Here is a 23,121-nt window from a genome sequence, read left to right on the forward strand (position 1 = left end):
AAAATAATGCTACTAAAAAACTACTAAACAATTATTAGACAATGGGTGGTGGATTGGGTTTACCATTTTCACCATCCCAGTTTTCACGAGCTTTATCATCTAAGTCAGCAGGGGTTTTTGGCTCCCATTTGCCATTTTCTTTCCATGTCTTATCGCCCCAATCCGCATCTTCTTCTTTTCTATCTAAATCCTTATAGGCTTGGGTAGGATCAATGCCGCGGCGCTTCATATCTGCTACTTGTTCTTCTAGCGTATGAAACTGGTTTGCCGCGTGCATGGTTTCTTCTAAGCTATTCAATTCATTCTTTAGTGCATCGTTTTTAGCATTACTCATTGTCTACTCTCCCTAATTATTCAGTATTATTATGTGCTTATCCTATTTATTATCACCGGTCTTAAATATATTCACAACCGTTGCGACGTATGCTTTGTATTACAAAACGTAGCCATAGCCCAAAAGTTATCAGCATAGAACAAAACCATAAATATGCATATCATCATAATCATAGACATAGACATAAAATTTATAAGCAAAACAATTGACGATATAATCTAGGTCAGGGGTAAAGGTCTTGGGTTCTCTGTCGTTGGCTTCTTTTCTACAAGCAATCCTTTTGCATAAAAGGTTAATTTCCAAAGCTCTTGTGTTACCCGAGTGCCATAAGTCGTTAATTGTATCCAATTGGCAGCAACCAATTGACGCTGTAATTGGTTTAAGTCATCTTGAGAAATTTGACAGCGTGATACAGCATGGACGTTTGGCATCTCTCTCTTGATATCCGGCTCAGCTCTGGTTGCGACTAAACGATTGATAGCGCTTTGTAAACCATAGCTTGAAAAAGTAGCCGGTATCTTTATTAGAGCGATTAACACCTCTTGCCACGTCAATAACATTGATCTCGTCACGTCCGTTAAGTTGCCACCCTCATAAGCTTGGGCTTTATATTGAATCTCGAAGGTTTCTGTTAATACGATTGGTTTGCTGACACTATCAGGCATCAGATGATTAGGGACGACAGAATCAGCTTGCTTAGTAACTTTGCCAGTAGATAAGATATTAGCCGCTTCTTCAGAGACAGCTGGTTTATTAGATTTCATCAATGCTTCGTCACCAACTCTTACCCAGCCATCACTTACTTCATGATTGGCAACCATCTTATAGTAAGCCTGAACCAGTAATGATTCGATGTCATTTTCTGTTTCATAATAATAAATCTTATCGGCTTTTTTGATAACGGTACTGGTAAACTCATTCAATTGCCGGCTGATAATGGCATCGCTATGATGCTTCTTAACCAATATCAGTAAAGGCTTGAGCTTAGCTTTAGCATTTAAATAACTCAAATGCATTTGACTCACACCGGTATTTTGCGCAGTACCATAGCTGTCACCAATAATCATCAACGCATAATCACAAGCATCAATACATTGGCGACCATATAGCGACGCTTTTGGCAATTTACTAGAAACGTCATAGGTTAAAAAGGCTCGCGCTTGAAAAAATACCGCAACACTATCCAAGACCAACAACTGGTCGTTGTCAGCGCATATGACGTGAATATGATAGCGACGGTTTGGCACACTCACCTCTAAGCTTAGTTAGGTAGTCACATAAATTGATATAGAATAAGACACAATTTAAATATTCTGCTTAGCAAATACTAGCCTAGCATAATCTTGCTGAAATGCGTTCAGTTTATTTCTAATACCACTAACGTAATACGGGATTATAACAGCTGTATTCATATTAATCATGTCGACAGTCCACACTAAGATTGAGAGGGCGCTAATATTTAGAGGAAACATAATATTGTAAATGTGTTTCCTCGCCAAGTAAGCGCCGTATTAATAAAGCCAGTTTTTGATTATATTTGGTCGCATAAAAGGTCAACGGCAGCTGAGTATTTATCATCGTTGTATCATTACTCTCTAGGGCATTTCCATCTAAACTGTCTGTAGGCAATGCTGACAGCTGGTTTGTCAGCAGTAACTGCTTGACGCGCTCAGCGATCGCTTGCCCTGAATCGACAACGTCCATCGACAGCTGATGCTCTGCAATTTCTTGCAATAAAAAAGACTTAAAAAACGGATAATGAGTACAACCTAGCACCAACTGATCTACCCCATCTTCAGCAAATACTTGTAATTGCTGGCGTAGACGCTGAGCAGTTTCACTATCCTCTGGCATACCTAACTCTACCCAAGGTACCAATTGCGGATCGAAATACTTGGTGACGATTGTAGCGTTAGGACTGGCAATACTAGTGATAACGTCATTAAGTAACGCACCGTTTAAAGTCGCTTTGGTTGCCAATACCGCGACATGACCACTTTTACTCGCCAGTACGGCAGGCTTTAGTGCTGGTACCAAACCCACAATAGGCAGCTGCGGATAATAGTCTCTTGCGGTTTCTAACGCATAAGCAGAGGCACTATTACAAGCAATAACGATGAGCTTACAATCTTGTTGATACAGCCATTCTACCGCTGCCAGTGTCAACGCTTTGATATCTTCACTATCACGGTTGCCATACGGCACATGTAAGGTATCAGCATAATAAACGTAGCGCTCATTCGGCAACTGCTGGGCTAAGTGCAGATAAACAGACAAACCGCCAATCCCAGAATCAAATAAACCAATTGGAGCGTTACGGTCTTTATTAACCGTCTTTTTCGTCACGTCGCTATTGAGTACCGTTTTTTCAACAGTATCGCTATTAGCGACTATTGAACGTATATCGATCATACTAGCCACTGTATTTGCGGCAATTTTCATTTTTATTTTACCGCCGTTTTCATATAAATATTGTCCTACTCATACTACTGATAAAGGTGTCAATTATTGAAAGGCTAGAAACTTAAACGCTAGAAACGTGAATATTAGAAACTTGAATAAATGGCATTAATGAGCAAAGCCTCATTTTCACCCAGCTGGCATCGATAACTGATAAGATTTACCCCCACTTTGCAGGGTTAGTATCGTCTCACCATCGCGCTCTGTCAATTCGCCAATGTCGGTCAAATGATAGAATGCATTACGACCAATAAGCGCCGTTAAACCATTTCGAACTGTCATATAAGGACGTATTTGCGCCTCGGTTTCTGAGCGCTTGTTTTCTTCATGATTGTTTTCTTCATGGCTATTAGCATTATTAGTTTCACTATTACCGTCAGCTATATAAGTATTTAAGCTGATAAGATGCTCATCATCTAAACGTGCAACATCACCAGTGGTCGTCGTGAATTCCAACCAACTGGTATCATTTTCATTAACGATACCAACATCATTGATGAGTAGCGGTGCATCTTCAACTTGAATACGAAGTTTTTGTACTGGGGTCTTCAAAAAATACTCAACGGTGCCATTATTCTCTTCTTTCCATAAAATAGTGGCAAACAAATTGACTAATGACTCTCGGGTCATATGCCCCCCTTCATGCCACCATTCACCATTGGCCTTGATAATCAAATCCATATCAGCAACTTGTTCAGGGTGCCATTTTTCTAGTGGTGGTATGGCGCGTCCTTCGCGTGTTCCTGCTGCAGACTTAAAATATTGGCTAAGCGCATCCACATTATTTAGCTCAGATAGCATATCGCTTGGGGCTTCAGCACCATATTTACTAGTCGCATCGACGCTTTTATTATTGTCATTCATCGTAGAATCCTTTACGTAGTAATCAAAGTTTGGCAAATCTGTTATTACTATAAATTTTAGTTTCGGGTATGATGAAACAACATCGTCATTACGCCCTCACTACATCCACATTACCTTAACACTGATGGCTATAAATGCGTATCGTGTTTGTGGGACTTTTCTTTTATAATAAGTAATGATTTCTTATTTAAAATGGTCTAGTGGGTATCGTGTTAATGACACATTTTACGTTATGTATTGAGATTTTTTAAGAAAATCCTTTCACAATAACGTCGTCAATTGATGTCGCAAAGACCATTTTTATCGGGCAGCCATATGTCTGAGTAAAGTTAGCGCTGCAAACCTTATTATTCACTTGTTAAGCTAATGATGCCCTGAGACAAGCCACTAAAAGTTTAGGAGTAGGTATGCAAGAGCAAGACAATCAAATGCCAGTCATTGATGGTGACACTGTGACTACTGATACACCAGTAACGACAGAGATGGCAAATCTAGAGACAGCAGAGCCAGTAGCTGTGATAGCAGAAGTGCCAGCTGAAGAGCTTGCCGTGAAAGAACCGGCTGCTGAGACAGTAGCAGTAGTGATAGAAAAAAAACCTGAGCCCGTAGTACAGCCTATGGTGGCGGAACCCGAGATTGAACGCGAATCGATGGAGTTTGATGTCATCATCGTGGGTGGTGGACCTGCCGGTCTCTCTGCTGCCATCCGTCTACGCCAGCTTGCTATCGCAGCAGGCAACGACGAATTCATGGTCGCTGTGGTCGAAAAAGGCTCTGAGTTTGGTGCTCATATCTTATCCGGTGCAGTTATGGAACCGCGAGCCTTAGACGAGCTGATACCTGATTGGAAAGCCAAAGGTGCACCGCTTAACGTGCCAGTGATTGAAGATCGCGTGTACATGTTAAGGTCAGCGACTAAATCAACCAAGCTTATGGACTCCATTATTCCAGCCAGCTTGCACAACGAAGGCAATTATATTGCATCATTGGGTAATGTCGTTCGCTGGTTAGCGGTTCAAGCCGAAGAGCTAGAAGTCATGATGTTCCCAGGCTTCCCTGCTGCCGACATCTTATATAACGATGATGGCTCAGTGAAAGGGGTGTTGACTGGCGATATGGGTGTAGCGGCAAGTGGAGATGCCAAGCCAAGCTTTGAGCCCGGCTATGAGCTACTGGCTAAATATACTATCTTTGCCGAAGGCTCTCGTGGTCACTTAGGCAAGCGCCTAATCAGCCGCTTTAACCTTGATAAAGATTGCGATCCCCAACATTACGCTATCGGCATTAAAGAGCTGTGGGACATTAAACCCGAAAAACATGAGCAAGGCGTCGTCATGCATGGCTCAGGTTGGCCGTTGACTGATACCGGATCTTCTGGTGGCTGGTGGCTGTACTTCGATGAAAATAACCAAGTTAGCTTTGGTGTTGTTATTGATCTTTCTTACTCTAACCCTTACATGTCACCGTTTGATGAATTACAGCGTTTAAAATTACATCCGGTTATTCGCAACATTTTAGAAGGTGGCAAACGTCTTTCTTATGGGGCGCGCTCACTCACTAAAGGTGGCCTTAACTCTTTACCAAAATTCACCTTCCCAGGTGGTGTGTTGGTAGGTGACGACGCTGGGTTCTTAAACTCTGCCAAAATCAAAGGCACGCATACTTCAATAAAGTCAGGCATGTTAGCAGCCGAAGCGATCTTTGAAGCACTACAAGCCGACCGCCAACATGACGAAGTAGTGACCTTCACTACTATGTATAAAGAATCTTGGTTATATCAAGATAATTATGAAGCGCGTAACTTTGCCCCAGCTATGCATCGCATGGGTCAATGGATGGGTGGCGCTTTCAACTTTATCGAACAAAACTTGATGGGCGGCAAAATGCCGTTGACCATTCATGATAACTTATATGATTATGACCAGTTAGAGCGCGCAGAGCACGCCTATCAGCCAGAATATCCTAAGCCTGACGGTAAGCTGACGTTTGATAAGTTATCGTCGGTATTTATCTCAAATACCAACCATGCTGAAGATCAGCCAACACATTTAAAAATGACTGATGCCACCGTTCCTATTTCAATTAACCTACCATTATATGCTGAGCCAGCACGTTTATTCTGTCCAGCTGGTGTTTATGAAGTGGTGAAAGATGCTGAAGGGGCCAAGTTTGTCATCAATGCGCAGAACTGTGTGCATTGTAAAACTTGTGATATCAAAGATCCTTCGCAGAACATCACTTGGGTAACGCCAGAAGGCGGCGGTGGTCCTAATTATCCAAACATGTAAAACATGATTTAGATAGTTATTTTTTAAGAAAACGCTGCTTTTAAGAAAACGCTCCAAAAAAAACCGCCCTTAGCAATAAGGGCGGTTTTTATTTATATAAAATTTATAACAGCTTATTTTAATTTATTTTTTAATCAGGCTGTTAATCGCTCCATGCATCACGATTGGCTTCGTCTTTAAGCTTCACAAAATCATCGGGATTGAATTTAATTTGTTCACCTGTTTTGCCCTCTTTAATCTGACGCTCGTAGTCACGTAATATTCTCAGTGCTACCGGTGACAAGATGAGAATAGCCGTCAAGTTGACCAATGCCATTAGACCCATTGATAAGTCAGCAAAGTTCCAGATAGTAGGAAGACTTGCGATGGCACCGATGAATACCATGCCAAGCACCATAAAGCGGAATATCATGATCATCACTTTGGCGTTTTTGGCACCAGAGATAAATTCAAGATTTGACTCGCCATAACTATAATTGGCGATGATAGAGGTAAACGAGAAGAAGAAAATAGCAATCGCAACGAAGATAACGCCCATATCACCCACATACTGCGACAATGCTAACTGCGTCAACTGAATACCTTCTTGTTCAACACTAGGGTCAACCACACCAGAGAGAATAATAATGGCGGCGGTCGCTGTACAGATAACCAATGTATCCATAAACACACCCAGCATCTGCATAAATCCTTGCACCGCTGGATGATCAGGATGGCTTTTTGCTGTTGCTGCGGCATTAGGTGCTGATCCCATACCTGCTTCGTTCGAGAATAGACCACGCTTAATACCGTTAATCATCGCTTGCGCAATACCATAACCAATCACACCGCCCGCCGCTTGCTCAAAGCCAAATGCTGATTTTACAATCAATACAATCGCTGCTGGGAACTCACTAAAATTGGTAACAATAATATATAGCGCCAGTAAAATATATAAAATTGCCATGACTGGAACGACTTTACCTGCGATACGCGCAACCGAGCGTAAGCCACCGAACACTACTGGTGCCACCAGCGCTACCAATACTAAGCCTGTCATCCATGTTGGAATACCAAACGCTTCATTGGTCGCCTGTGCAATGGTGTTTGACTGCACACCGTTGAATGCCAAGCCAAAAGCAACCAGCAAACAAAGCGAGAAAAATATCGCAAGCCAGCGCTTACCCAAGCCTTTTTCAATATAATAAGCCGGTCCACCGCGATACACATTATCGGTATGCGGCACTTTATATGCCTGAGCTAAAGTGGATTCAATGAAACTGGTCGACATGCCGACGATTGCCGTCATCCACATCCAAAATACAGCCCCAGGACCACCAAGGTAAATAGCAATTGCGACCCCCGCTAAGTTACCAGTACCAACACGCGCGGCAAGCGAGGTCATCAATGCTTCAAATGAGCTGATGCCGCCATCTTTACGCCCTTGGTTGGAAGTACGCAATAACGCCCACATATGCCCAAAGTGACGAAACTGGATAAAACGCGTCGCAACGGTAAAATAAAGACCCGCGCCAATCAAGACGAACATCAGTAGTCCATACCATGGATTGCTGGCGATCAGCCAATCATTATTGCCCCAAATTATACTAACACCATAACTAACGATGCTATCAAACCAACCTATTAGCCCTTCGCCCATAGTACCTTCCCCTCACTTACATTTTATGCTTTTAGCATATTTTATAGATTGATATGATTAACGATTTATTTGCATTTTCAATATCTCAATGTCTCTTATTAAGATCACTGACTATCTATAACCATTTAATATCTGCTCAATATAGTGGCAAAGTAAATCACCAATATCGTGGTGCAACATTTTAACTGACTACCATGATATTTGATGCTATTTAACTGTTTCAAACCTGCATTTTTATCAATACATACTTCTAAACTTTTGGAAGGTATTACATTAAATAATGAAAAATTATTTTTATAAGTAATTTTTTATAAAAAACTTTTAAGACTGGATTTTATATATTAATTTCAGTTTTTATTTACATAAACCCTATTTAAATATAAATAACCTGTGTCATCACATTTATTAATCGGTTTATTAATAATATTTCTGAAATAAATGCTCTTTATTACTAATAAATCTTAATATGTCTATAAAATTAAATCCTTAGTATAAATAAGGTCTTGGCATGTTATCCTAGTAACATTGGTTGCTTTAACAACTTTCACTAACATAAGTCAGCCATAGTTTCTACGAAGCAAATATTTAGTTACATAAAGTAAATTAAATTTATTTATTGTTAATTAGATCAATATTGTATATATTCCTAATAAGTTCACAAATATCCCTTGCAATACTGATAGGCATGAATAAAAAGTTTAAGTACTAAAACAATATCATCAGGAAGATGAAGATAATAAGACAGAGGATTGTCAGCCAACACCGACCCTCCTCCATGAATATCCATATTCACCTACTATAAATTTAATAAAGCCATAACCAATACACCTTGTTAGATATTTCGGTTTTAGGCAATTAATACCATTAATTTACAGTGCAATTTTTAGTAATACTAAGCAAATCAACATCAATTTTTGTATCAATTTCACTGATAAAAGTTTGCTTATGTGTTTGATAACTTTGGGTTACTTATACTGACAAGTCAGGCTCAAATTAGTAACCTTATTTTTATGTTAGGCAAAAGGAGTTGTCCTATGGAGAACCACAACGATTCATCAGGTTATTGGCGCGCCAATCTCCGTCTCATTAAAGTTAGCCTCGTCATTTGGGCTTTAGTCTCTTATGGTTTTGGCATCTTGCTACGTCCATTATTGTCAGGTATTAGGATAGGTGGTACTGATATAAGCTTTTGGTTTGCACAACAAGGTGCCCTTATAGTATTTATCGCCTTAATCTTCTTCTATGCATGGCGCATGAATAAACTCGATAAACAATATGGTGTAGACGAGGAATAGTCCTATGAGTCAATTTACGATTAATATTATTTTTGTAGGTCTATCCTTCGCTTTATACTTCGGTATCGCTTGGTGGGCACGTGCAGGTTCGACTAGTGAGTTCTATGTTGCTGGCGGCGGTGTGCATCCAGTAATGAACGGTATGGCAACGGCTGCTGACTGGATGAGTGCTGCGTCATTTATCTCAATGGCAGGTATTATTGCAACCGGTGGTTATGCTGCATCAACTTATTTGATGGGCTGGACAGGTGGTTATGTACTACTGGCCATGCTCCTAGCACCTTACCTACGTAAATTTGGTAAGTTCACGGTTCCTGATTTCATTGGTGACCGTTTTTATTCTAAGACTGCTGCTATGATTGCAGTTGTCTGTTTGATTATTGCTTCAACCACTTATGTTATCGGTCAGATGACGGGTGCTGGTGTGGCATTCTCACGCTTCTTAGAAGTTGATAACACCACTGGTCTGATTATTGCGGCTGTTGTTGTATTCTTCTACGCGGTACTTGGCGGTATGAAAGGGATTACCTACACGCAGGTTGCGCAGTATGTGGTTCTAATGATCGCTTATACAATTCCTGCAGTCTTTATCTCACTTGAGTTGACGGGCAACCCGATTCCAGGTCTTGGTTTGTTCTCAAACCATGTTGAAGCGGGTATTCCTATCCTAACCAAGCTTGATCAAATCGTCGTCGACTTAGGCTTTACCGCTTATACCGCTGATGTACCTAACAAGCTAAACATGGTGCTGTTTACTTTATCACTCATGATTGGTACTGCGGGTTTACCGCACGTTATCATTCGCTTTTTCACCGTTCCTAAAGTTGCTGACGCACGCTGGACAGCTGGTTGGACATTGGTATTTATCTCGCTACTATACTTCACCGCACCTGCGGTAGGTGCTATGGCGCGTCTAAACCTAATCGATACCATTTATCCACAAGGTGTTGATGCACCTGCTATCGAATATGATCAACGTCCAGACTGGATGAGAACATGGGAAGATACCGGTCTTATTAAGTACAACGATCTAAACAACGATGGTCGTATCCAGTTATATGCTGATAGTGGACTTGGTGCAGCAGAGCTTGCATTGGCTGCCGCTACCACTGATGGCGGTGATGTTGCAGCAGCAACGACTACCGTTGAAGAAGCAAAAGCTGAGCATGCTTTAGAACGTGATGGTATCTTTGTTGATAGAGGCTGGGCCGGTAACGAGCTTGATGTCAATGCTGATATCTTAGTCTTGGCTAACCCAGAAATTGCACAGCTACCAGGTTGGGTTATTGGTCTTATTGCCGCAGGTGGTTTGGCAGCAGCGCTATCAACAGCAGCTGGCCTACTACTCGCTATTTCATCAGCGATCAGTCATGATTTAATCAAACGTAACCTCAATCCTAATATTACTGATGCAGGCGAGCTAAAAGTGGCGCGTATCACTATGGGTATTGCGATTGTGATTGCTACATGGTTGGGTATTAACCCACCAGGATTTGCTGCACAGGTCGTTGCATTAGCCTTTGGTATTGCGGGTGCCTCACTGTTCCCTGCATTGATGATGGGTATTTTCTCTAAGCGTATTAACAACCTTGGCGCTATCGCTGGTATGTTAACGGGTCTGATTAGTATCTTAGTTTATATCTTTGTCTTCAAAGGTTGGTTCTTCATTACTGGTACTGCCAACTTCCCTGATACTGAAGAATACTGGTTATTTGGTATCTCGCCACTATCATTTGGCGCGGTTGGTGCATTGCTTAACTTTATCGTAGCATTTGCTGTTTCTTATGCGACTGCTCCACCACCGTTACATATCCAAGAGCTCGTTGAAAGCGTACGTTCTCCACGTGGAGCTGGCGGCGCAATCGACCACTAAGCTAGCAAGTGAAGTATCTGCTCTTTTACGATAATATATCACTCACAGGCAGCAGCTGCTTGTGAGTGATTTTTTTATCCCAATCTGGTGATAGAGTATTTTTTAAATACTATTTATCCAATCATGATAGTTTTATTCACCCCTCTTCAAAGTAAAAATGATGAGAAAGGTGAGCATAACTGCCATAATAAATGCGCTTAAAAAAACTTGAACATGTAATTTTATTTTAATAATTGGTATGAAATGCGCTGATGGCGTTAAGGAAAAGTATTATGCTTTTTGAGTTTATCGCGACCATAGCGGCTGGATTTGGTTTAGCTGGAATAGCCCTTGTCATAACTCACCTCAGTAAACTCGCAGGTAAAAAAGCGCCAAGATGGCTTATTCCATTATTTGGTGCGATCGGTATCTTTGGCTTTCAAATAAGCCAAGAATACAGCTGGTTTGATCAACAGGTTGCACAGCTCCCTGAAGGTGTTCATGTCGTCAAAAAAGTTGAAGAAGGCACTTGGTTTCGCCCGTGGTCATACGTTAAACCACAAACATTGCGCTTTATAGCGGCTGATAGTGGACACGCTCGTGCTAATGCGGATAACCCAGATGTTTATTTGGTCAATTTATATTTGTTTGAGAGACGTAGAAGTGTGCAGCAAGTACCGCAAGTGATTGATTGTGCCGCCCCTGCCCGTGCCGACTATGTGCTACAAGAAAAAGGCAGTAAGCTAACTATTGATGAGCACGTGAAACAAACGACTGCTTGGCGTCCATTAGAGAAAAATGACCCTCTATTTATCAATGTCTGCTTAAGCAAAAAATAAGTAGATAGTAAAGTTAATACTAATTTAACGAAGCGTTTTTCTTATTCTTTAATATTAAAGATATTGTTCTAATAGTAGAAATTAATCACGCTTAGTTATGCTTGTATAAGCATGCTTCGAGTTTGCACCTAACAATAAGCCGGCGCATAAACCACCGAAGTGCGCCGCAAACGAGATACCTTGCTGCGGCATCAAGCCTTGCTTAATGGTGAGCCAATACCCTGCTCCCATCACGATACAAGCTAACAAATAGCCCCAACGTCTTGCGAACACTGCCCCACCTATCATATAACCGAGCATCGCAAAACATAGCCCTGACGCACCGATATGAATAGATAATGGCGAGGCTATCAACCAAGTCATCATGCCTGAGGCGACAATAAGCTTAAGAATCGTGCGATAAGCATTATTCTCAAATAAGCCAAACAAAAATAAAATCTGTAGTAATACCAAGGTATTGCCTAGCAAATGGGCAAAGTTACCATGCATTGTCCATGAAGCTAAAACGCCGATCATACTGCCCACGTCTAATGTACGTGGCACAATACCAAAAACATTCCATATGCCGAAAAATACGGTGTCATTGAGAAAAAACATTACCCACATTGGCAATAAGGCAAAAGCATATAAACCAATAACCTGTTTGAAACGGGTAATCACGAGCGTCATCACTTGCTGCCACTTCATCTGTTGTTGTATCCTCTTGATCTGATTAAAAGTATATTAGTGACTTGCAGTCAACATCGTGTTTTTTACTGGTTTAAAAGATAACGATGACGCATCCTTATCAGCCGTTAGAACACTATTGGCATGTAACAGCGAGGTTGAATGATAAGGCACCAATGCCGTCGGTACAAAGCCACGAGCCGCATCGATATGTTTTACCGAATCATCAAAGAAAATATGCGGAGCAAATGTTTTTAGTACCGAAGTCTTTTCAAGCCCTCCTAAAAAAAATGCCATATCAAGATCTACGCCCCAATCACGCAATGTTTTGATAGCTCGCAGATCAGCTGGCGCATTACGTGCTGTTACTAATGCTATCTTCATAGGACAAGAGTCCAAGCTTGCAGGCAAACGCTCTTGCATTTTGGACAGCTTAATCAACAGTTCTGCATACGGACCTTTTTCTATCGGTAAATCGCGCATTTGGGCCTCGCGGTCATGAAAAGCCTGCAACCCTTTTTGCTTATAAAGCAGCTCGCCTGAATCATCAAATAACACCGCATCACCGTCAAAAGCAATACGTAATTGCTTGGTATCAAGCTCGTAGGTATTGACTGGCGTTGCATCTAATATCGCACAGGCACAAATATCAGCATCGGCAACCTGCTGCGCGTCCTCACGATTGGTCGTCAAAAACAAATCTACATTAAAATCTTTAATATAAGGCGCAACAGCACTGCCTGATATAAAGGCTGAACGTGAGATAGTTAGATCATGATCACGTATTGCATTGAGCACTTGAATACCGGTATCAGGGCTGCTTTTTGAGACAATAACTACCTCGACTAACGGCGTTTCAATACCTGATACTGAATCAGAGCAATGCTCACAATAGTTATTTAAATGAAGAAGCGCTTTGATAAGTGGATAGCCTGCGCCAATACTCAGGGGATCATCTTCGCGCTCTGCCATATAGTCACGAAACTCTTTGATCGCCTCGGTAGGTCGCTGCTGCAATAAATCTAACAGATGGTTTTCTGATGCCGATAAATCAAATAAAGCGGTCGCAGAAATTGCGACTATCAAAGTATTACTAAAATCGATTGCCATAATTATTCTACTTAACTATTTTTATGTGAAGATGTTATTTATATGAACATGTTATTCATATGGAAATAATACAGAAACAAGGTCTGTAAATAAGGTTTATCGAGTTTACTACATCTCTAAAAACTTATAATGAGGATAAAAGTTATGATAATGTCGTTATACTGTCAAAACCTTGTACCTATAGACTTAACCACATAAAAAAAACCATATTATCACTACGACAATATGGCAGAAAGATCAAAAACCTTAAAGCCTGTCTTACTAATCATGAAAAATATTCTGTGCTCATTATCGATAATATATTTAAAAGCTAACCATGATGCAAAAAAAGACTGCTAATGCAGTCTCTTTTTATAATCTATATCGTTAAAAACTAATCTGGATTTAGGTCATAAACCTAGATATCAATCTGCTAGCCTAAATCAGAATCATCACTCACAACAAAACTAACGATCATAATGACGTGGTATTTATCAATCTTGCCATCAGTGATACCGACTTTTTGTTCTTTTACCCACGCACCTTGGACGTTATTGATTGTTTTAGCAACTTGAGCAACCCCTTTTTGAATCGCATCTTCGAAACTAGTCTTAGAGGTACTACTCACTTCAATATTTTTTGCAATAGTCATAATATTTCTCTCATCCATGTGATTTTAAAATATACTACTTTTTAAGACAGCGTCATGCTGACCGTACTTATTAAACAAACTGCCTTATTATTCTAATGATATTTCTATAGGCTAGTAACACGCATCTGTATAGCAACAGCACCTAACTGTTACTTCATGTAGTTTTCTTTACGCCGCCTACTATTTTCTTATTAATCCTTATCTACTACAGCCCCTTATTTTTTTGATTGAGCCGTAGCACTAACTATATAAAAAAAGCCATAATATCATCATGATAATATGGCTATTTCGAAGTAAAGCCTTACCTTTTGAGCTGCGAAGCGGCATCTCTCATATCTTTCTCATCACCAGCGTTTTATATAGCTCCCTAAAGCCCCAAATCCCGCACAAAGAAAATCCCCCGTCTAGATAACTAGTCGGGGGATATTCAGGAATAGAGAGCTGACGATGACCTACTCTCACATGGGCGGACCCACACTACCATTGGCGCGACGATGTTTCACTTCTGAGTTCGGGAAGGGATCAGGTGGGGCCATCGTGCTATTGTCGTCAGCAAAGGGGGTTAGATATGAGTCTGTTATTATTGTTTTGACGTCAAGATATTATCTATTGGTCGATCAACTTGTAACCTAACTGAATCAAGGTTAAAGGTGATATCGAAATATTACTTTCTATGTTATAGCATAAGCTATACAAGACAGATTAATTAGAGCTTTCATACAAACCACTTGGGTGTTGTATGGTCAAGCCAAACGAGCAATTAGTACAGGTTAGCTACACACATCGCTGTGCTTCCACACCCTGCCTATCAACGTCGTAGTCTTCAACGGCTCTTTAGGGAAATCTTATCTTGAGGTGGGCTTCCCGCTTAGATGCTTTCAGCGGTTATCCCATCCGAACGTAGCTACCGGGCAATGCCACTGGCGTGACAACCCGAACACCAGAGGTTCGTCCACTCTGGTCCTCTCGTACTAGGAGCAGATCCTCTCAAATTTCCAACGCCCACGGTAGATAGGGACCGAACTGTCTCACGACGTTCTAAACCCAGCTCGCGTACCTCTTTAAATGGCGAACAGCCATACCCTTAGGACCTGCTTCAGCCCTAGGATGAGATGAGCCGACATCGAGGTGCCAAACACCGCCGTCGATATGAACTCTTGGGCGGTATCAGCCTGTTATCCCCAGAGTACCTTTTATCCGTTGAGCGATGGCCCTTCCATACAGAACCACCGGATCACTAAGACCTACTTTCGTACCTGCTCGACTTGTGGGTCTCGCAGTTAAGCGCGCTTTTGCCTTTATACTCTATGAACGATTTCCGACCGTTCTGAGCGCACCTTCGTACTCCTCCGTTACTCTTTAGGAGGAGACCGCCCCAGTCAAACTACCCACCATACATTGTCCTCGGTATTGTTATACCTGAGTTAGAACCCCGACATGACCAGGGTGGTATTTCAAGATTGGCTCCACAAACACTAGCGTGTCTGCTTCAAAGCCTCCCACCTATCCTGCACAAGTCAGGTCAAAGTTCAATGTAAAGCTGTAGTAAAGGTTCACGGGGTCTTTCCGTCTAGCCGCGGGTACACAGCATCTTCACTGCGATTTCGATTTCACTGAGTCTCTGCTGGAGACAGCGCTGCCATCATTATGCCATTCGTGCAGGTCAGAACTTACCTGACAAGGAATTTCGCTACCTTAGGACCGTTATAGTTACGGCCGCCGTTTACTGGGGCTTCGATCAAGAGCTTCGCTTACGCTAACCCCATCAATTAACCTTCCAGCACCGGGCAGGCATCACACCCTATACGTCCACTTTCGTGTTTGCAGAGTGCTGTGTTTTTAATAAACAGTTGCAGCAGCCTGGTATCTGCGACTGCCAACAGCTCAAGGAGCAAGTCCTATCACCATCGGCAGCGTACCTTCTCCCGAAGTTACGGTACCATTTTGCCTAGTTCCTTCAGCAGAGTTCTCTCAAGCGCCTTGGTATTCTCTACCTGATCACCTGTGTCGGTTTAGGGTACGATTCGTTTATAACTATTGCTTAGAAGCTTTTCCTGGAAGCATGGTATTTGCCACTTCGCTGTACAAGTACAGCTTGCTATCAGATCTCAGTATAATGACAGTCCGGATTTGCCTAAACTGTCTACCTACATCCTTCCACCTGGACAACCAACGCCAGGCTGGCATAACCTACTCCGTCCCTCCATCGCATTATAAACAAGTATTGGAATATTAACCAATTTCCCATCGACTACGCCTTTCGGCCTCGCCTTAGGGGTCGACTCACCCAGCCCCGATTAACGTTGGACTGGAACCCTTGATCTTCCGGCGTGCGAGCTTTTCACTCGCATTATCGTTACTCACGTCAGCATTCGCTCTTGTGATACCTCCAGCATGCCTTACGACACACCTTCACAGGCTTACACAACGCTCCCCTACCACTTGAAAACAAATTCAAATCCGCAGCTTCGGCTCCTAGTTTGAGCCCCGTTACATCTTCCGCGCAGGCCGACTCGACTAGTGAGCTATTACGCTTTCTTTAAAGGATGGCTGCTTCTAAGCCAACCTCCTAGCTGTCTATGCCTTCCCACCTCGTTTCCCACTTAACTAGGAATTTGGGGCCTTAGCTGGCGGTCTGGGTTGTTTCCCTCTCCACAATGGACGTTAGCACCCACTGTGTGTCTCCCGGATATCACTCATCGGTATTCGGAGTTTGCATCGGTTTGGTAAGTCGGTATGACCCCCTAGCCGAAACAGTGCTCTACCCCCAATGGTGTTCGTCCGAGGCGCTACCTAAATAGCTTTCGGGGAGAACCAGCTATCACCGAGTTTGATTAGCCTTTCACCCCTATCCACAAGTCATCCCCTGGCTTTTCAACGACAGTGGGTTCGGTCCTCCGGTGCCTGTTACGGCACTTTCAACCTGCTCATGGATAGATCACTCGGTTTCGGGTCTATGCCCTGCAACTAAACGCCCTATTAAGACTCGGTTTCCCTACGGCTCCCCTAAACGGTTAACCTTGCTACAGAACATAAGTCGCTGACCCATTATACAAAAGGTACGCGGTCACCCTAATAAATTAAGGCTCCCACTGCTTGTACGCACACGGTTTCAGGTTCTATTTCACTCCCCTCACAGGGGTTCTTTTCGCCTTTCCCTCACGGTACTGGTTCACTATCGGTCAGTCAGGAGTATTTAGCCTTGGAGGATGGTCCCCCCATCTTCAGACAGGATTTCTCGTGTCCCGCCCTACTTAATATGTTAACGCTAATGTTTCGAATACAGGACTATCACCTACTACGGTCAGCTTTCCCACGCTGTTCTTCTACATTAGCATTAATCGGCTTCTCCCCGTTCGCTCGCCGCTACTTGGGGAATCTCATTTGATGTCTATTCCTAAGGGTACTGAGATGTTTCACTTCCCCTCGTTCGCTTCTTGTACAAGTACAAGATACCTACCTTATGGTAGGTGGGTTTCCCCATTCAGAAATCTCCGGATCACAGGATATTGCCGCCTCCCCGAAGCTTATCGCAGGCTGTCACGTCTTTCATCGCCTCTGACTGCCAAGGCATCCACCATGTGCGCTTCATTACTTGACCATACAACCCCAAGTAGTCTTGATCTATAAATAGATCTTAACTTCTAAGTGCTATATAAGTCTAATTATGATAACGATATCACCTATGTTTATACGCTTGATTCAGTTCTCTTTACTTTTTTAATAACTCACTACTGGGATAACAACTGATGTCGTTAAGTAGTGAGTTATTAAGGTTAGGAACAACGCGTGAACACGTGTTCCTAACCCAGACTCATATCTATGTTTTTAAATAGTTTCTATGCTCTCATCGAGTCACAGATTCTGTATAAAACAGAAGTAAATAATCAGTTACAATCATTTAATTCTGTTTATGCTTATTTTATATATTTACTATCGTATTTATTATGGTGGAGCCAAACGGAGTCGAACCGTTGACCTCCTGCGTGCAAGGCAGGCGCTCTACCAACTGAGCTATGGCCCCGTATATAATAATGGTAGGCCTGGGCAGACTTGAACTGCCGACCCCCGCGTTATCAACACGGTGCTCTAACCAGCTGAGCTACAGGCCTGTGTCTGCCTGTAAAGGCAAAGCGCTAATAATAAATACTAGCTAAACTAAAGAACAACTTGTTGTGAATTCTTGCTGACCGAATGCGTCTATAAGGAGGTGATCCAGCCGCAGGTTCCCCTACGGCTACCTTGTTACGACTTCACCCCAGTCATCAACCACACCGTGGTGAACGCCTTCCCGAAGGTTAAGCTATCCACTTCTGGTGCAATCAACTCCCATGGTGTGACGGGCGGTGTGTACAAGGCCCGGGAACGTATTCACCGCGGCATTCTGATCCGCGATTACTAGCGATTCCTACTTCATGGAGTCGAGTTGCAGACTCCAATCCGGACTACGATAGGCTTTTTGAGATTCGCATCACATCGCTGTGTAGCTGCCCTCTGTACCTACCATTGTAGCACGTGTGTAGCCCTGGTCGTAAGGGCCATGATGACTTGACGTCGTCCCCGCCTTCCTCCAGTTTGTCACTGGCAGTATCCTTAGAGTTCCCGGCTTAACCCGCTGGTAACTAAGGACAAGGGTTGCGCTCGTTGCGGGACTTAACCCAACATCTCACGACACGAGCTGACGACAGCCATGCAGCACCTGTATTCTAATTCCCGAAGGCACTCCCGCATCTCTGCAGGATTCTAGATATGTCAAGACCAGGTAAGGTTCTTCGCGTTGCATCGAATTAAACCACATGCTCCACCGCTTGTGCGGGCCCCCGTCAATTCATTTGAGTTTTAACCTTGCGGCCGTACTCCCCAGGCGGTCTACTTATTGCGTTAGCTGCGTCACTAAGTCCTCAAGGGACCCAACGACTAGTAGACATCGTTTACGGCGTGGACTACCAGGGTATCTAATCCTGTTTGCTACCCACGCTTTCGAGCCTCAGTGTCAGTATTATGCCAGAAGGCTGCCTTCGCCATCGGTATTCCTCCAGATCTCTACGCATTTCACCGCTACACCTGGAATTCTACCTTCCTCTCACATACTCTAGCTCAACAGTATCAGATGCAGTTCCCAGGTTGAGCCCGGGGATTTCACATCTGACTTATCGAGCCACCTACGCTCCCTTTACGCCCAGTAATTCCGATTAACGCTTGCACCCTCTGTATTACCGCGGCTGCTGGCACAGAGTTAGCCGGTGCTTATTCTGCAGCTAATGTCATCGTCCATGGGTATTAACCATGGAGTCTTCTTCACTGCTTAAAGTGCTTTACAACCAAAAGGCCTTCTTCACACACGCGGCATGGCTGGATCAGGGTTTCCCCCATTGTCCAATATTCCCCACTGCTGCCTCCCGTAGGAGTCCGGGCCGTGTCTCAGTCCCGGTGTGGCTGATCATCCTCTCAGACCAGCTACAGATCGTCGCCATGGTAGGCCTTTACCCCACCATCTAGCTAATCCGACTTAGGCTCATCTAATAGCGAGAGCAACAAGTTGCCCCCTTTCTCCCGTAGGTCGTATGCGGTATTAATTCGAGTTTCCCCGAGCTATCCCCCACTACTAGGTAGATTCCTAAGTATTACTCACCCGTCCGCCGCTCGTCATCTTCTAGCAAGCTAGAAATGTTACCGCTCGACTTGCATGTGTTAAGCCTGCCGCCAGCGTTCAATCTGAGCCATGATCAAACTCTTCAGTTTAATCTTGCTATGTAACCCTTTAAAGAGGCTACTAAACTTGGCTCATCTAATCTGGCAAAATCGCTAAAAATTATGTTCGTAATGAATTAACTTTGAGTTTTTTTACTGTCTTAAATGATAATTTTTATAGTTAGCATTCTCTCGAAAAGAGAGTCAACCAACTTTATTTTTATGCATTCTGAATCAGCAAAAATCCACACAAGTTGTTCTTTAGTTATGCTTTTAAATAGTATCACTCTACTGTCGTCCAGTAGATGATGTTCTTGCTAATCAGTCTAAGCCATTTGCTTATCTTGTTTAGCGAGCCGACTATCATATCATGTTTAAATAATCTGTCAACCCTTTATTCTAATTCGTTTCAGTAAGTTATCTGGGTTATAAGTTTGTTAACTTATTTGCCAGCTTCCTTTGCTGAGGTGCGTATTATAGACGCTTTTAATCTGGTGTCAAGAACTTATTTTTTAATTGGTGTTAAAGTAATTATAAACTCTAATGCCAATCTCGCTAAACTTCAGTACTAAGTGATCAATCACTTGCCCTAATAAGTATAGCTTCGTTCCGATAGGGGCGTATTATACGCAGTTTCAGGGAGGGGTCAAGGGGTTTGTGAAGTTTTTCAATCAATGTTAATCACTACTTTAATACTGTTATAGTTATCAATAGCTTGGAATTACCACCTACTTATGATTAACTAAATTTAGCCTATTAATCAATTGTCTTCTTCTTTTATATGGTTACTCAATAGAGTTAATCGGTCGTTAATCGGTCGTTACTCGACATTTCATACTCTACTTACAACTTACCCATCTTTTTAAAGAACTCTTTGTAGGCTTCGACTTTTTTATCTAAGGCTAATGGGTAGGCTCGCGAGGTTGAGGGTAGACGATATAGTGTTAAGTCGTTAACTTGCTCTGCAATATGACTTTGTTCAGTGTCATGCCACTGGTAAGGATAGTCGATACTTTGATTGGTCTTAGGATACTTGGACTTAGCTGGTGGGGTATTAAGCAAGTTGAGCAATACCTCTGTTGCCTTGCCTCCTGTAGTGAATAATGATTTTACCTTTGGTACTTGCGGCAAAATGCTATCTAAATCAACAGTCGTTACAACCGTTAGGTTTTTATCAGACGCATTGCCAGTCTCGCGAATTGCTTGTACTACTGTGGGACAAGAAGCAATACCGCGCTCAAACATAAAGGCGCGAATCTGCTCAGGATCAAAGCGTTTCTCATCCCCTACTCTAAAATAATCTGCGTCGTCAAAGAATACGCGGCCATAAATGCGCCACATGTCATTCTGAAAGTTAGGATAGTGGAATCTCATCGCCCATTTATCAGCGGTGGGTGGAAAACTACCCATCATCATGACCGTCGCATCGGGTGGTAGGACGGGACCAAAAGGATGCGTTTCGATATTTGCTGTTTCTGTATCTAAATTTTGTGGCCATACAAAGTCGTTAGCAGGTTTTGATAGCGTTGTGTGAGTATTCGATGCGGATTTGGTCATGATATTCTTCATCAGAAAAGTGGTTTTTTTGGTATCATAGCAAGCGTAAACATTGCTTAAAGTACAATGGCTTTAATATAGCTATATTTTATGGTTATACGACTTGCTATGAACCACTATTTATAATTATTGATTGGTTGATTTGTCTCTTATTACTATAAAAGCTCAGCCGATAGAGTCAAGGCACGATTTGTTAGTGATATGGATGGTTTTATAGATAACCATATAGTTATAAAGTCGAACATAATCATGAAACAATTTATTTAAAAGCGCTGCGCCGCAATGTATTTATTTGCCCATTGTCTATCTAAATGCCTATATTTTTTATTTTATTAGATTAAATAACGCCCAAGAATCAGACCAAAACTAAGAGACTACTCATGAGTGACTTAAAAATTACCGTAATTGATCATCCGTTAGTACGCCATAAACTCAGCCTCATGCGTGAAAAAGACTGTAGTACTTATAAGTTTCGTACGCTCACCAAAGAGCTTGCACGCTTGATGGCCTATGAAGCAAGCCGCGACTTTGAGATTGAAACCTTTCCAATGGAAGGCTGGTGTGGTGATATTACTGGTGAGCAAATCACTGGGAAGACGGCGACGATTGTACCGATTCTGCGCGCCGGTATTGGCATGCTGGATGGCGTTCTCGATTTAATCCCAACGGCTAAAATATCTGTTGTCGGCTTACAACGTGATGAAGAGACCTTGGAACCAGTACCGTTCTTTGAAAAGTTCGTTAGTCATATGGACAAACGTCCCGCGATTATCATTGACCCGATGCTCGCAACTGGTGGCTCAATGATTGCTACTATTGAGATGCTAAAGAAACACGGCTGTAAAAATATTAAAGCATTGGTATTGGTCGCAGCGCCTGAAGGTGTGCGCTTAGTCAATGAAGCGCATCCTGACGTGACGCTTTATACAGCGGCATTAGACAGCCATTTGGATGAACACGGCTATATCATCCCTGGTCTCGGTGATGCTGGTGATAAGATATTTGGTACTAAGCAAATTTAATATAACTGACGGCTATAAATAGCGGCTGTAAAGTATGATTAAGCATTGATGGCTACCATTACGACTGCCATTAACAATTTATTATTAATGACTTCTTATTAATAACAAGGATGAATGATGAACGTATTGATTACGGGTGCAAGTGCGGGTTTTGGTGAAGCGCTTACGAGGCGTTTGGTTGCAAAAGGTCATCGGGTGATTGGTTGTGCGAGACGACTCGATAAGCTTAATGCACTGGCGCAAGAGCTTGGTGATTTGTTCTTACCAGTAGTAATGGACGTTAGTGACACTGCTTCTATTCCACAAATTATTGCTGATCTGCCAGAGGACTTTAAGCAAATCGACGTCTTGGTTAATAATGCTGGACTGGCATTGGGTACAGAGCCTGCGCAAAATGCCAATCTTGATGACTGGATGCGTATGGTCGATACCAATATCAAAGGTCTAATGTCATTAACACATGCTGTCTTGCCAGCCATGGTCGCGCGCGATAGTGGTTATATTATAAATGTTGGCTCGATTGCTGGCAGCTGGCCTTACTTTGGTGGCAACGTCTATGGCGCAACGAAAGCGTTTGTGAAACAATTTAGCCTAAATTTGCGCGCCGATTTAATCGGTACACAAGTTCGGGTGACCAATCTTGAACCGGGCAATGTTGCCGGTACTGAGTTTTCAAACGTTCGTTATCATGGTGATGATGATAAAGCCGCTAAAGTTTATGATGGCTTCAAAACCATGACTGGTGATGACATTGGCGATATCTTGTTATGGTTGATTGAATCGCCTGCTCATATTAACGTCAACCGTTTAGAAGTCATGCCTGTTGCGCAAACTTATAATGGTCTGACGATTGCTAAGCAAGATTCGTAGATA

Annotated in this window: 15 protein-coding genes, 2 tRNA genes and 3 rRNA genes; 6 read left to right on the top strand and 14 right to left on the bottom strand. The window is 42.5% G+C overall.

Annotation, left to right across the window (positions count from 1 at the left end; genetic code table 11):
- Positions 1-34: 34 nt before the first annotated feature.
- The 4 genes from DABAL43B_RS12780 to DABAL43B_RS12795 form a co-directional block, all read right to left on the bottom strand.
- Complete coding sequence (locus DABAL43B_RS12780; RefSeq protein ID WP_079692747.1) at positions 35-334, bottom strand: hypothetical protein; 300 nt, start codon at positions 332-334, stop codon at positions 35-37.
- Positions 335-552: 218 nt separating this feature from the next.
- Positions 553-1,581, bottom strand: a complete 1,029-nt coding sequence (locus DABAL43B_RS12785) for a DUF4062 domain-containing protein (protein ID WP_227516694.1) — start codon at positions 1,579-1,581, stop codon at positions 553-555.
- A 205-nt stretch (positions 1,582-1,786) separates the two neighbouring features.
- On the bottom strand, positions 1,787-2,776 hold the full coding sequence (murI, locus tag DABAL43B_RS12790) for a glutamate racemase (RefSeq protein ID WP_079692749.1): 990 nt from the start codon (positions 2,774-2,776) through the stop codon (positions 1,787-1,789).
- Positions 2,777-2,923: 147 nt separating this feature from the next.
- Positions 2,924-3,658, bottom strand: coding sequence for a DUF1285 domain-containing protein (locus DABAL43B_RS12795; protein WP_079692750.1), 735 nt, complete (start codon positions 3,656-3,658; stop codon positions 2,924-2,926).
- A gap of 617 nt (positions 3,659-4,275) precedes the next feature.
- Here DABAL43B_RS12795 and DABAL43B_RS12800 point away from each other — a divergent pair.
- A complete protein-coding gene (locus DABAL43B_RS12800; RefSeq protein ID WP_171996398.1) occupies positions 4,276-5,946 on the top strand; it encodes an electron transfer flavoprotein-ubiquinone oxidoreductase in 1,671 nt (556 codons plus the stop codon).
- 142 nt (positions 5,947-6,088) lie between these two features.
- On the opposite strand, the gene DABAL43B_RS12805 is transcribed toward DABAL43B_RS12800, so the two are convergent.
- Positions 6,089-7,585, bottom strand: coding sequence for an alanine/glycine:cation symporter family protein (locus DABAL43B_RS12805; protein WP_079692751.1), 1,497 nt, complete (start codon positions 7,583-7,585; stop codon positions 6,089-6,091).
- Between the two features lie 1,034 nt (positions 7,586-8,619).
- On the opposite strand from DABAL43B_RS12805, the gene DABAL43B_RS12810 reads away from it, so the two are divergent.
- From DABAL43B_RS12810 to DABAL43B_RS12820, 3 genes are all read left to right on the top strand, one after another.
- The gene (locus DABAL43B_RS12810) at positions 8,620-8,880 is read left to right on the top strand and encodes a DUF4212 domain-containing protein (RefSeq protein WP_011514563.1); all 261 of its coding nucleotides are present in this window, start codon (positions 8,620-8,622) and stop codon (positions 8,878-8,880) included.
- Positions 8,881-8,884: 4 nt separating this feature from the next.
- Positions 8,885-10,753, top strand: a complete 1,869-nt coding sequence (locus DABAL43B_RS12815) for a sodium:solute symporter family protein (protein ID WP_079692752.1) — start codon at positions 8,885-8,887, stop codon at positions 10,751-10,753.
- A gap of 272 nt (positions 10,754-11,025) precedes the next feature.
- Complete coding sequence (locus tag DABAL43B_RS12820) at positions 11,026-11,571, top strand: hypothetical protein (RefSeq protein WP_079692753.1); 546 nt, start codon at positions 11,026-11,028, stop codon at positions 11,569-11,571.
- Positions 11,572-11,652: 81 nt separating this feature from the next.
- Here DABAL43B_RS12820 and DABAL43B_RS12825 read toward each other — a convergent pair whose 3' ends face one another.
- The 9 genes from DABAL43B_RS12825 to DABAL43B_RS12865 form a co-directional block, all read right to left on the bottom strand.
- Positions 11,653-12,258: a rhomboid family intramembrane serine protease gene (locus tag DABAL43B_RS12825; protein WP_079692754.1), complete on the bottom strand. Its 606-nt coding sequence runs from the start codon at positions 12,256-12,258 to the stop codon at positions 11,653-11,655.
- Between the two features lie 36 nt (positions 12,259-12,294).
- Complete coding sequence (locus DABAL43B_RS12830) at positions 12,295-13,347, bottom strand: 5'-nucleotidase (protein ID WP_079692755.1); 1,053 nt, start codon at positions 13,345-13,347, stop codon at positions 12,295-12,297.
- Between the two features lie 412 nt (positions 13,348-13,759).
- Positions 13,760-13,978, bottom strand: coding sequence for a dodecin family protein (locus tag DABAL43B_RS12835; RefSeq protein ID WP_079692756.1), 219 nt, complete (start codon positions 13,976-13,978; stop codon positions 13,760-13,762).
- 439 nt (positions 13,979-14,417) lie between these two features.
- Positions 14,418-14,532: ribosomal RNA gene (gene rrf, locus DABAL43B_RS12840) — 5S ribosomal RNA — on the bottom strand.
- A gap of 185 nt (positions 14,533-14,717) precedes the next feature.
- Positions 14,718-17,579: ribosomal RNA gene (locus DABAL43B_RS12845) — 23S ribosomal RNA — on the bottom strand.
- A gap of 347 nt (positions 17,580-17,926) precedes the next feature.
- Positions 17,927-18,002, bottom strand: a tRNA-Ala gene (locus DABAL43B_RS12850).
- Positions 18,003-18,013: 11 nt separating this feature from the next.
- A tRNA-Ile gene (locus tag DABAL43B_RS12855) sits at positions 18,014-18,090 on the bottom strand.
- 91 nt (positions 18,091-18,181) lie between these two features.
- Positions 18,182-19,720 (bottom strand): 16S ribosomal RNA (locus tag DABAL43B_RS12860).
- The 16S, 23S and 5S rRNA genes sit together here with 2 tRNA genes alongside, the layout of an rRNA operon.
- Positions 19,721-20,512: 792 nt before the next feature.
- Positions 20,513-21,226: a DNA glycosylase gene (locus DABAL43B_RS12865; RefSeq protein WP_227516695.1), complete on the bottom strand. Its 714-nt coding sequence runs from the start codon at positions 21,224-21,226 to the stop codon at positions 20,513-20,515.
- Positions 21,227-21,606: 380 nt separating this feature from the next.
- On the opposite strand from DABAL43B_RS12865, the gene upp reads away from it, so the two are divergent.
- Entirely contained in the window at positions 21,607-22,248 is a 642-nt protein-coding gene (gene upp, locus DABAL43B_RS12870; protein WP_079692758.1) for a uracil phosphoribosyltransferase, read from the top strand.
- Positions 22,249-22,365: 117 nt separating this feature from the next.
- Positions 22,366-23,118: an SDR family NAD(P)-dependent oxidoreductase gene (locus DABAL43B_RS12875; protein WP_079692759.1), complete on the top strand. Its 753-nt coding sequence runs from the start codon at positions 22,366-22,368 to the stop codon at positions 23,116-23,118.
- Positions 23,119-23,121: the final 3 nt, after the last annotated feature.

The organism is Psychrobacter sp. DAB_AL43B (assembly GCF_900168255.1).
GTDB lineage: Bacteria > Pseudomonadota > Gammaproteobacteria > Pseudomonadales > Moraxellaceae > Psychrobacter.